Below are 12,040 nucleotides of genomic sequence, written 5' to 3' on the forward strand. Positions count from 1 at the left end.
GGGTTGTTTTGCAGACTTTCTAAAGTTGAAGCACTATGATGTCGACACACTAAAAAACGCTTTGGATAGAGTAACTCAATGGTATCTCAAAGAAGGCTTTTGGGATATGAAGGTACTCAAGCAGGATTTTGTACTGCGTGAGTATCCTGGGCACCAACAGCTTGTATTGACCATTGATGAAGGCCAGCGTTCATATTTAACCGCTCTTTCTATTGAATGTTGGAAGGAGCTTGAAACGCAAGGGCCATTTTCTCATTTGCAAAAGCAAGATTTGCATATTCCTTTTGATACGCAGTTGCTCCACGATCAGCGCCAATGGTTGCTCGAATATTTCCGCAAGCAGGGTTATTTTCATGTAGAAGTTAAACCTGATATACAGCGTAATCATGGTAATGTTGCGGTGACCTGGAAGGTAAAACTTGGGGAGTCAAAGGTCAGCTTTGGCAAAACAGTGGTAGTGGGTACTAGTAGGGTGCCGTTTGAGTATATCAAGCGTGAGCTTCAGTACCATGAAGGGCAAATTTGGGACAAAGATGCGCTAAAAAAAACATCTGCAAAGCTTAAAAATCTTGAGATTTTCGAAGGCATTCATATTTACCCCGATCAGGTAACCAAGCAAGAGCCCGAAAAGGCTATTATGGTAAAGCTGCAAGAAGACGACCCATTTGAGGTACGTTTGCGTGGTGGTTTTGCATTACAGAACTTCACACAACAATTTTCTGTAGATTCTTTGACCTATATGGCCGGGGGTGCCTTCATCTTTAAAAATCCCTTTAACAAAGCGGATCAGTTTAAGGTAGATGTTGATTTTGCTCGTGGTCATCGTGAAGTGGTTGCAGAATATCGTTTGCCATGGTTGTTTTCTCAGCCAATTCAAACGGTGTTTATGGGCTACAGTAACAAATACTTCCAGCCCGGTTTTATTGGAAGCAAACATAATGTGTATGCTACGACGCAGCATGGATTTCTCGTTGGATTCAACAGAAAATTTCGTGCGGTTGATGTTGGGTGCAACATAGGCTTTGAATTAATGAATACTGAGAGTGTAGTGGACAAGTGTGCTTTGGTTGAGGGCGTTGCGCGTGCCATCAATTTTAACAAGCAATTGTTTGATCAAAGTGTTCCTTCATTTCAATTAGAGCCGACCATGATGATTGATTTGTTGGATCAACAGATATCACCAACCAAGGGTTTATTAACCCTGCTTTCATTAAAGGGCTTGTTTCCTCTCAGCCGCTCGAGTTTAAATACCTATTCAATTAAAGCACTTGTTGAACAATCATTTTTTATGCCATTTAGATCGGTCGTGGGAGCTTTGAGGTTCCGCGTGGGGCATATTTTTCATAAAGAATTTAGCAATATTATGCCGATAGAGCGATTCTATTTGGGTGGTGCTAACTCATTGCGTAGCTATGACACCGACTTTGCCTCGCCATTAGGATCTTTTATTGGTGACAATGGTCAATGCCAGTATGCACCACAGGGTGGCAAATCAATGGTTAACCTTAATGCCGAACTTCGCTTTCCTATTTTTAAGCGTTTAGGAGGGGTAGTATTTCAAGACCTTGGTGCGTTAAGCAGTGATGGTTTTGCTACATTTGACCCCCGCAAGGTTCTCTTTGGAACCGGGTTTGGACTTCGTCTGGCGACACCCGTTGGACCACTGCGTTTTGACATCGCTTGGAAGTTGACAAAACCCGATCCATCGACACGATCCTATGCATGGTTTTTAACCTTTGGCCAGGCGTTCTAATAAAGGCTTTTTCCCAAAAATAGAAATTCTTTGCTTTCTGTTAAAAAAACAATTATTTTAAGGCAGTTAGGGGCTTATTTTGACACCTATATATGACGAGCAAAAACAGTATTTTTATCATTTAATTCATTTAGGGACTTGAGAATCATGAACGATCATTGCGAAGAACACGAATTCAGCCATAGCCATACAATAAAAGAAGAGCTTTTATGCCATTTCCCTTATGCAGTGTTTTCCGTTGCATTAAGTTTGGCCGTATTAAGCTTTGTTAGTTTTTTTTCATCCTTTAACAACAATATCGATGCAACCAGCCAAGGTGCACATTTATTGTTTCACTCTTTCCACTTCATGCATATCGTATTTGCAGCAACCGGTACCTTAATAACCTATTTTAGATTTTCTAAGAGTGTTTTAAAGGGGTTGATTGTCGGTGTTTTGACCGCTTCATTCTTCTGTACCGTATCAGATTCGATTTTGCCTTACATCGGCGGTCGTATGCTGGGTGTTGATATGCATTTTCATCTTTGTTTTTGGTCAGATCTAGATAAAATTCTACCATTCTTATTTGTAGGATTGGTTAATGGTTTTATCATGAGCAGGCACCATTCCTCAAAGCAATCAATGTATTCAACATTTTCTCATTTTATTCATATCTTAATTAGTTCATTTGCATCAATGTTTTACCTTGTGTCCCATGGTTTTGTTGATTGGGGTGCAGACATAGGTTTTATATTCTTGTTTTTAATTGTTGCGGTTGTAGTACCATGTACATTCTCAGATGTTGTAGTGCCAATGTACTTTGCAAAAAAGGCTGATAAGAAACATGAGAAGCATTAGGATAGAAAATCTTACTAAGGCGTTTGCCGGTGAAACTATCATCGAAAACATCAATCTTACGATCCCGAGCGGCAAATTTTTTGCTTTGCTTGGGCCGAGCGGCAGTGGGAAAACCACATTGCTTCGCTTAATCGCGGGATTTGATCAAGCGGATAGTGGAAAGATCTTTCTTGGTAATCAAGAAATTACCAATACTCCTATTAATGAGCGCAGAGTCAATACCGTATTTCAAAATTATGCTCTGTTTCCTCATATGAATGTCTTTGATAATGTTGCGTATGGCTTAAAAATTAAGCGTATTCCAACTGATATTATCGAACAACGTGTCATTAAAATTCTCAAAGCCGTACATTTAGAAAAATATATTTATAAATCTATTGCGCAACTTTCTGGTGGCCAGCAACAACGTGTTGCATTAGCCCGAGCAATTATCAATGAGCCTGAAGTTCTTCTTTTAGATGAACCATTAGCAGCTCTTGATTTAAAGATGCGTGAGCGCATGCTTATTGAGTTGATTGAATTGCAAGATACACTCAAGACCACCTTTGTCTATGTGACGCACGACCAATTTGAAGCTTTAACCGTAGCAGACTATATGGCTATCATGAATCATGATGGTGAGATCGAGCAAGTTGGTACACCAAAACAAGTGTATGAATTTCCGGCGTCTACGTTTGTGGCAAAGTTTGTTGGTACGACTAATCTTTTGCAAGGTACACTTTCTATTAAGCCTGACAAACAGGTCATTGTTATTCAAGCTCTGGGTGAGTACGAAGTAGTTGTGCCAAGCGACAAGCCATGGGCATCGGACAAAAGTGCCGTATTTATGAGTATTCGTCCCGAAAAAATTGAAATTAGCAAAAAAGAAGAAGTGGGATTTTCTAACCACGTTAAAGGCATTGTACAATCTATTGTTTATCATGGTCGCTCGACGCAGTACAATGTACGACTATCTAATGGACAGTTGTTGCAAGTTTTTGAACAAAACGAAGAACATTTCCCGCAAGAAGTCATTGAGTATGATGATCAGGTAAATTTGTATTGGCAAAAAGAGAATGTGGTGCTGTTAGAAAAATGAAACAAACTGATTTTAAGGGTGCGATAACCAAAGAAGTTTCTTTTTTTATGATAACGCCTGCGCTGTTATGGCAGGTGTTATTTTTCTATATACCACTGACCATGATTGTCGGTGCCAGCTTTATGTATCAAAGTGGCATCTCGTGGCAGCATTATAGCTCTTTACTAGAACTTCCTTATTTCAAGATCATTACTCGTTCATTATTATTCGCTCTCATCAACGCATTCGTATGTCTTATCTTTGCCTATCCAGCTGCCTATTTCTTGGCTCGCAATGTTAAAAAATGGAAAAACATCTTATTGTTTTCATTAATGTTGCCGTTTTGGACTAATATTTTAGTACAAATTTATGCATGGTTCTTTGTGCTTGAGCGTAATGGATTATGCAACACCTTACTCATGAAGCTTGGTTTAATTAGCGAACCATTACATCTTATGAACAGTTCTCTGACAATTCTTATTGTTATGGCGTACTGCTACTTGCCGTTTATGATTTTACCGCTTTATAGTAATTTGGAAAAACTAGATTCACGGCTTATTGAATCTTCGTATGATCTTGGCGCTAATAGCTGGCAAACATTTTTTAATGTAACGTTGCCATTGTCGTGGTCGGGCATTAAAACAGGATTCTTTCTTGTCTTTGTTCCTTCATTTGGAGAATTTGTTATTCCCGCTCTTATGGGAGGTTCAAAATATATGTTTGCTGGTTCACTCATCTCCCATTATTTCTTAACAGTACATGATACGTCACAAGGTGCTGCATTTACGTGTTTGAGTGGGGTGGTGTTATTGACTATTGCTATTGTGTTGAATTGGTATTTCAGTAAAAAGGCTTACGCAAGTCGGGGTCAATAATATGTCTATTTTTTCGCGCTACTTTTTCCCATCGATGGTGCTTTGTCTTTATTTATTTTTGTATATACCGATTATTGTATTGGTGTTGTTTTCTTTTAATGATAACGAGTTTACCTATCAGTGGTCATCTTTTTCATTACGTTGGTATCGCGAGTTGTTCGCATCAACAGAAATTTGGGATGCATTAAAAAATTCTTTAATCGTTGCGACTTCTTCGGTATTTTTAAGTATTACCATGGGCGTGCTTTTGGTTTTTTATAGTGGTAACAGCTTTTTTAAAAAATCATTTTTATTATTTTATGGCAATCTCGCTGTACCAGAAATTGTACTAGCAGTTGGCATGCTCAGTTTCTTTGCCTTCTTTTCTATTCCTCTAGGGCTTACAACTCTCATTGCTGGCCATACACTCATCGGCTTAGGCTATGTTGTACCTATTGTGCATTCACGGTTCATTGAGCTTGATGATCGCTACACAGAGGCATCATTGGATTTAGGCGCGACGCAAGGTCAAACACTCATGAAGGTGGTGTTGCCATTATTATCACCAGCATTGTTTGCCGCAGGGTTATTGGTATTTATTATTTCGTTGGATGATTTTGTCATCTCATTTTTCTGTGCGGGTTCTTCAGCACAAACATTACCCATCTATATTTTTTCTATGATTCGTGCTGGTGCATCTCCTGTGGTGAGTGCCTTGTCAACCGTATTGCTTGGTATGAGCAGTATTTTGGTGCTTATTTTTTCTTCATTACAGATTAAAAAAATGGATATACTACGATGAATATCAGAGATCGCTTTTTACCTTTTTTTGCACGTCTTTTTATTGTGCTTTTTTGGCTCAGCGTTTGTTTATTCTTTTTAGTAGTTCCTGGATTTGTCTATCGAACCTATATTTATAGCAACCAAAAAAGTATTACCGTTCTTACGTGGCCCGCTTTGGTTGATACGCAGTACATTCAGCAGTTTGAAAAAGATACGGGCATTAGGGTGCACATGCGGTATTTTGAAACGAATGAAGAGTTGCTCACCAAAATGCAACTGACCAATGGAAAGGGATACGATCTCATTATGCCTTCTGAATATATGGCTGAGGTGATGATTAAAGAAGGATTGCTCAAAAAAATAGATAAAACTAAGTTGGCATTCTTTAATCAATTACGTCCGCACCTTATTAATAACTATTACGATGCAGAGAATAATTATGTCATTCCATTCTTTTGGAGTATCTATGGTATTGCTATTGATAAAGATTATTTTGCAGGTAAAGAATTCAAATCGAGCTGGGGATTAGTTTTTGCTCCTAACGATAGTGGTTATTATGTCAGTATGGTTGACGATGGACGCGTATTGGCCTTGTTGGCAGCGCAATATCTTTATGGTTCGTTGTCTCATATCGATTCAATACAATTTGAGCAGATCAAACAATTGTTAATACGACAAAAGAAATGGGTAGAATTATACACTGACGATCGCGCCAATTTTCTTCTTGCTTCTAAAGCGTGTCCGGTTGCCGTGACATCGCATGCGGTTGTTGCTCGTATTATGCCTATGTTTAAAAATATCGAGTTTATTATCCCCGAAGAAGGAAGTTTTTTGAACATCGATGTATTTGCAATGCCAAAGACAACTAACAAAGACGATTTGGTCTATGCGTTTCTTTCTTACATGTATTCAGAAAGTTCGTTGAAGCACCACATGGAAAAGTTCGGTTATTTTTCTCCACTTAAAGATATTGCGGCCGATCAAGCTGCTATACCCTTGCCTACCGATGATCAGCTTGCAAAAGCTCATCTTTTTAAAAATATTCTCACGAAAGAACAGTTAAGCGATCTTTGGATTGCCCTTAAAGCGTAAACAAGTTCAGCATTATTAAAGGTTATTTTTATGCATGACACCCATTACAACAAATTTTATGTTACGACACCCATTTATTATGTAACGGCACGACCACACCTTGGTTCATTATATTCCACCTTGCTTGCCGACGTTGTCGCTCGTTGGAATATATTACAAGGAAAACAAGTATTCTTTTTGACCGGTACCGACGAACATGGTCAAAAGGTCGCTGAAGCAGCGCATAAGGCTAATAAATTGCCACAAGAGTTTGTCGATTCTTTCATTCATGCTTATAAAGAGGTTTGGTACAATTACGAAATAGCTTACACGCACTTTATTCGCACCACGGATGAGTATCATGTCAAAGCAGTACAAAAATGGATTGCTCGTTTAATTGTTACGGGCGATATCTACAAAGGCTATTATAAAGGTTGGTATTGCACGCCCGACGAAACCTTTGTAACGGAAAAAGATAGTGAGGTCGATAGTTCAGTTGCTCCTGCGTGCCCTTCATGTGGCAGATTAACCGTCATGGTTCAGGAAGAGACGTATTTTTTCAAGCTTTCAGCATATCAAGATAAGTTACTCAAATTTTACGAAGAACATCCTGACTTTATTGTGCCAAAAGAACGCGCACACGAAGTGGTGAATTTTGTAAAAGCTGGATTAAAAGATTTTAGTATTTCACGAACTACCGTCACTTGGGGTATTCCATTTCCTGACGATGCACACCATGTCACCTATGTGTGGGCTGACGCATTGAACAATTACATTACCGGGATTGGCTACGGTCAGCCTGGGCGTGAGCATGAGTTTAATTCTTGGTGGCCAGCTGATCTGCATATTCTAGGTAAAGATATTGTACGGTTCCATGCAATTTATTGGCCAGCATTCTTAATGGCCTCTGGTTTAGCATTACCAAAGCAATTGTTGGTCCATGGTTGGATTAAAGTCGGTGATCAAAAAATGTCCAAATCGTTGGGCAATGTTGTGGACCCAGAAGTTTTGTTTAAAAAATATGGCCCAGAACCAGTGCGTTATTATTTAGTCAAACAGATGGCTATTACGCATGATGGTGAATTTAGCATTGGCGATTTGGAACAAAAGATTGAATCTGATTTAGCGAATGATTTAGGCAATTTACTCAATCGTATGGTCAGCTTAGCGCATAAAAACGATGTCATTGAGCTGCCAGCTATTCATGAATGGTCTGAAAGGTCATTGGAATTGCGCGATGAAAGTTGGAATATGACCCAGGAGTTTGAAGGGTATATGGAAGATTATCTTTTTCATATGGCACTCGCTCGTTTGTGGAAAACTATTAATAAAACCAATGCGTATTTTCACGAACAAGAACCTTGGAAGCTTGCCAAAACTGACAGAGCACGGTTTATCGAAATTTTGTCAGCAACCTGTCATAGTTTAAAAACTATTGCGGTGTTGTTGTGGCCAGTCATGCCAAAGAAGATGGAACAGTTGCTCCATAGCTTGGGTTTATCAACCTTGTTAACTAATAACACATTAAAAAATTTAGAACTCAACAGCTGGGGACAACATTTTATGCTACACAAAATACCAAATCTTTTTGAAAAACCAGAACCAAAAGAAGAAGTTGTTGTTGTCGCTCCTGCGCAACCAGAACAACCACAAGTGCCAGAAATCGGCATTGAAGATTTTATCAAAGCTTTATTAATTATCGGTACTGTCGAACAAGCAGAAGAAGTGCCAGGGTCAGATAAGCTACTTAAACTACAAGTCAACTTCGGGCCACTGGGCATGCGCCAAATTCTTTCTGGCGTAAAAAAATCATATCAACCTACTGACCTTATTGGCAAGCAAGGTGTGTTTGTGACTAACTTGAAGCCACGTAAAATGATGGGCTTTGAATCGCATGGTATGATGCTTTTTGCGGTACATGATAACAAGCAAACATTTGTCACCATTGCTGGCGTTGTGCCAAATGGAACAAAAGTTCAGTAGTTATAAAACTACCAGCACAGGATAAATTATCTAACGATATACTTTCTATTGTGTAATGTAATCAAGATTAAATAGTATTTTTTATAGTATTTAATCTTGATTACATTAAGTAGGGATAATATTTTTATGCAGAAAAAAGTTGTTATTGTCGGTGCTGGTATTGCGGGTCTGACTGCTGCTACAGATTTGATTAATAAAGGGTATCTTGTTGAGATATATGAAACTAAGCCATATCCAGGGGGTAAGGCTTATGGGTTTCATGACGAGCGAGGATACCCTGTTGAGCATTCAGGAAGGGTTTACGGTAAATATTTTTCACTCTATGAATATATGAAACTAATACCTTATAAAAATGCATCTGTATTTGATAATCTAGTTCCTATTGAAACATATCTTATGTTGGAAACTTCAACAGGGAAAGTATTTAATCATATTCCAGATGTTACTGCCCGTGGGTTTAAAGGATATATAGGCCTTATAAAATTAATGCGCAGTTTTGGTGTAAGGTATTGGGATTTGTTTTTTTTATTTATTGAGTCGGTTAAGTATAGATTTTCATCTCGTTATCGTGATTATTTGAATACCATTAGTTTTAAACAAGCTATGTTAGATGGTTGGGGGCAACGATTTGGAGATTTTATGAGGCAATTTTTGACCATATTGATATCTGCAAAACCAACCGCTACCGCAAGCAGTATGTATCAAGAATTATTTTTAGTCATGGCTGCAGGTTTGCCCCTACCTAAGGATTGCACAGCAACCATTAATCTTTTGAATGGGCCAACATCAGAACGATTCATCGATCCATGGATCGAGGACTTAAAAAATAAGGGCGTTGTGTTTCATTTTAATAGTCCTGTAACTATACAGGGCAATACTATCTATCAAGCACAAGATAAAGAAGTAATAGCCGATGCCTATCTGTTTTGTGTTTCATTACCCGTTGCCAAAGAGCTATTTCCGCAGGAAGTTTTACCTTCAGTTCAATCAGAGCAGTGGACAAATGGTATGCAATTTTATTTAAAAGAGAGACCTTCGTTTTTGCCCCGTGATTACAGTGCTGGCTTTATTTGGAATCAACCATGGCGATTTGGTTTTTTTATGTATGATAATAATACCTTTTGGAAAAATGTTGTATTGCCTGAGGGCGTTAAGTGTGTTGCTTCGATTAGTTTTAATGATGCTCTTGGTAATGGAAAGATCTTTGGTAAGCCAATAACTGAATGTGCGCCAGAAGAACTTATTGCTGAAACGCTTGCTCAATGTGGTATTGATAAAAATTTAGTGATTGGTTATGTCATTGATCCTGCATTGCATTATGAACAGGGTAAGTGGACTGAATCAATGAGTCTTTTTGTTGTTACGCCAGAAGATTACCCTAAGTTAAATGATGGCAAAACGCAGTGTAAGAATAGGTTTTTAGTAGGTGAATTTACCAAAACTTTCAAAGAAATTCCTACTATGGAAAAATCGTGCCAAGCTGGTCAAGTTGGAGCGCAGAGAGTTATTGAATATCTAACGAGTGCTTATGTAAAGGGCTAATATAGATGGCATTTAATTTGTTGGCAAACAAGGTGTGCTTTTTATGGATTTGAATCCATGTAAAATGATGGGTTTTGAATATTATTACATGATGCTTTTTTGCTGTGCACAACAATTAGTAAACGTTTGTTACCATTGCTGGAACTGTTCCAAATGGAACAAAAGTTCAATAAAAAAAAATTTGTGATACGATTCATGGATATCAAAATATTTTAGATCTTTTTAAAGGACTATATTATGAAGCTATCCATGAATCGTATCCGTTTTTTTATCATTCTTCTCTTATTAAGTGACCGCTTATCTTACCCCTGCAGCATTGTGGGCTATCTGGGCGACAACTTCTGTAGTGCTTATATAGAACAAGGGCTCGATCGTCTTGAGTATCGCGGCTACGATTCAGCAGGCTTTGCATGTCTTAATGATAATCAAGATCTTGTCGTGCTCAAAGCAGAAGGTAAGTTAGAAAAGCTGAAAGAAAAATTAAAAAAAGATCCCATTGATGGTCACGTTGGCATTGGCCACACGCGTTGGGCAACGCATGGCGCAGCAACGGAAACTAATGCGCATCCTCAAACAGGGTGCGGTGCTCGTGTAGCGGTGGTACATAACGGCATTATTGAAAATCACTATCAACTCAGAGAGCAATTGAAAGCACAGGGTCACGTTTTTAAATCTGAGACTGACACGGAAGTGTTGCCGCATCTTTTAGAAGATTGTCTTGATAACAATCAAACGTTAAAAGATGCAGCTCTCGAATTAATCGGTAATTTGAAAGGTTCTTTTGCATTTCTTGCATTGATGACAGAACAGCCTGACACTATTCTTGCGGTGCGTAAAAGTTCACCAATGTGTGTAGGGCTTGGCACAAACGAAATGTTTATTGCTTCTGATTTTCTTGGCTTTGCGGGAAAAACAAATCAGGTAGTTTTCTTGCCGGATGAAAGTTTTGCGTTGATTACCAAAGACAGCATTGAGTTGTATAATTTTGATGGGCAGGCGTTGCCGGTGGTAATCAAGACACTTGATATCACACCAACAATCTACGACAAATTTCAACACGAACATTATATGCTCAAAGAAATTTATGAGCAACGCAATGCAATTCATGCAGCGGTGAATCATTACAAATCGCTTGGTGATGGTGTGTGGGAACAACTGGGCATTTCGGCTGAGTATGCACGGGATTTAAAATCAGTGCATATGTTTGGCTGTGGCACCTCGTGGCATGCGGCACGCATTGCACAATTCTTTTTTGAGATTATTTGCGGTGTTCCAGCAGCTGCGCATTTAGCGTCTGAATTTCGTTACATGCCGTTCTTTACGTCTCCCAATTGCGTATATGTTGCCATTTCACAATCGGGCGAAACAGCTGACACGTTAGAAGCATTGCGTATGATTAACTTGGTGAATATTCCCGTGGTTACGTTGACCAATGTGCCGTCAAGCACCATGGCACGCGAAGCATTAGGTCATCTGCCACTCAAGGCTGGCCCGGAAATTGCCGTAGCTTCAACCAAAGCATTCACTACGCAAATTACCGCACTCTATTGGCTTGCTCATTATTTAGCGCTCACCAAGGGTATTATCACGCAAGAAGAGATGACACAAGCGGAGCAAAATTTGTTTGAGGCAGCTGATGCATTGCAGGCTGTCATTGACACGTACAGACTTTCTATTATTCAAACGCACGCAAAAAAATATGCACAAGCAAAACGATTTATGTATTTAGGCCGCCATATTGGTTATCCATTTGCCATGGAAGGTGCGTTGAAGCTTAAAGAAATTTCGTACATTTTTGCGCAAGGATATCCTGCCGGTGAATTGAAGCATGGCTCAATAGCTCTTGTAGACCTTGAAACACCGACCTTAATTTTTTCACATTTAGATCCTGTGATTTATCAAAAGCTGGTGTCGAATGCACAAGAAGTCAAAGCACGCAAGGGACATTTGATAGCATTTGTTTTTGAAGGGCAAGAGGAACTCATTAAAATTGCCGACCAATCATTTATTATTCCTCGAGTGGCTCCACTACTCGAGCCGCTTGTTATGGCTGGCTTAATGCAATTTTTTGCGTATCAGGTGGCAAAAGAGTTGGGACATGATATTGATAAGCCTCGTAACTTGGCTAAAGCAGTAACGGTTGAGTAGAAGTTATTTAGT

9 protein-coding genes are annotated in these 12,040 nt (G+C 39.0%); all 9 read left to right on the forward strand.

Annotation, left to right across the window (positions count from 1 at the left end):
- The coding region (locus NTX86_04690; protein ID MCX5922594.1) for a BamA/TamA family outer membrane protein at nt 1-1,753 on the forward strand (1,753 nt) is incomplete at its 5' end.
- Nucleotides 1,754-1,900: 147 nt separating this feature from the next.
- Nucleotides 1,901-2,590, forward strand: a complete 690-nt coding sequence (locus tag NTX86_04695) for a hypothetical protein (GenBank protein MCX5922595.1) — start codon at nt 1,901-1,903, stop codon at nt 2,588-2,590.
- Nucleotides 2,577-3,668, forward strand: a complete 1,092-nt coding sequence (locus NTX86_04700) for an ABC transporter ATP-binding protein (GenBank protein MCX5922596.1) — start codon at nt 2,577-2,579, stop codon at nt 3,666-3,668. The genes NTX86_04695 and NTX86_04700 overlap by 14 nt, the downstream gene beginning before the upstream one ends.
- Complete coding sequence (locus tag NTX86_04705) at nt 3,665-4,522, forward strand: ABC transporter permease (protein ID MCX5922597.1); 858 nt, start codon at nt 3,665-3,667, stop codon at nt 4,520-4,522. Before NTX86_04700 ends, NTX86_04705 begins: the two co-directional genes overlap by 4 nt.
- A 1-nt stretch (nt 4,523) precedes the next feature.
- Nucleotides 4,524-5,303 (forward strand): ABC transporter permease, encoded by a 780-nt coding sequence (locus NTX86_04710; GenBank protein ID MCX5922598.1) that lies wholly within the window; start codon nt 4,524-4,526, stop codon nt 5,301-5,303.
- On the forward strand, nt 5,300-6,376 hold the full coding sequence (locus NTX86_04715; protein MCX5922599.1) for an extracellular solute-binding protein: 1,077 nt from the start codon (nt 5,300-5,302) through the stop codon (nt 6,374-6,376). The genes NTX86_04710 and NTX86_04715 overlap by 4 nt, the downstream gene beginning before the upstream one ends.
- A gap of 30 nt (nt 6,377-6,406) precedes the next feature.
- A complete protein-coding gene (metG, locus tag NTX86_04720; GenBank protein MCX5922600.1) occupies nt 6,407-8,338 on the forward strand; it encodes a methionine--tRNA ligase in 1,932 nt (643 codons plus the stop codon).
- A gap of 126 nt (nt 8,339-8,464) precedes the next feature.
- Nucleotides 8,465-9,880, forward strand: a complete 1,416-nt coding sequence (locus tag NTX86_04725; protein MCX5922601.1) for an oleate hydratase — start codon at nt 8,465-8,467, stop codon at nt 9,878-9,880.
- Nucleotides 9,881-10,117: 237 nt separating this feature from the next.
- Nucleotides 10,118-12,028, forward strand: coding sequence for a glutamine--fructose-6-phosphate transaminase (isomerizing) (gene glmS / locus NTX86_04730; GenBank protein ID MCX5922602.1), 1,911 nt, complete (start codon nt 10,118-10,120; stop codon nt 12,026-12,028).
- The last annotated feature ends 12 nt before the right edge of the window (nt 12,029-12,040 follow it).

This window comes from Candidatus Dependentiae bacterium (genome assembly GCA_026389015.1).
GTDB lineage: Bacteria > Babelota > Babeliae > Babelales > Vermiphilaceae > JAPLIR01.

Bases quoted from the DNA above. Each gene is read 5' to 3' on its own strand.
- metG (MCX5922600.1), top strand. From the start codon at position 6,407: ATGCATGACACCCATTACAACAAATTTTATGTTACGACACCCATTTAT.
- NTX86_04705 (MCX5922597.1), top strand. From the start codon at position 3,665: ATGAAACAAACTGATTTTAAGGGTGCGATAACCAAAGAAGTTTCTTTT.
- NTX86_04695 (MCX5922595.1), top strand. From the start codon at position 1,901: ATGAACGATCATTGCGAAGAACACGAATTCAGCCATAGCCATACAATA.
- glmS (MCX5922602.1), top strand. From the start codon at position 10,118: ATGAAGCTATCCATGAATCGTATCCGTTTTTTTATCATTCTTCTCTTA.
- NTX86_04715 (MCX5922599.1), top strand. From the start codon at position 5,300: ATGAATATCAGAGATCGCTTTTTACCTTTTTTTGCACGTCTTTTTATT.
- NTX86_04710 (MCX5922598.1), top strand. From the start codon at position 4,524: ATGTCTATTTTTTCGCGCTACTTTTTCCCATCGATGGTGCTTTGTCTT.
- NTX86_04700 (MCX5922596.1), top strand. From the start codon at position 2,577: ATGAGAAGCATTAGGATAGAAAATCTTACTAAGGCGTTTGCCGGTGAA.
- NTX86_04725 (MCX5922601.1), top strand. From the start codon at position 8,465: ATGCAGAAAAAAGTTGTTATTGTCGGTGCTGGTATTGCGGGTCTGACT.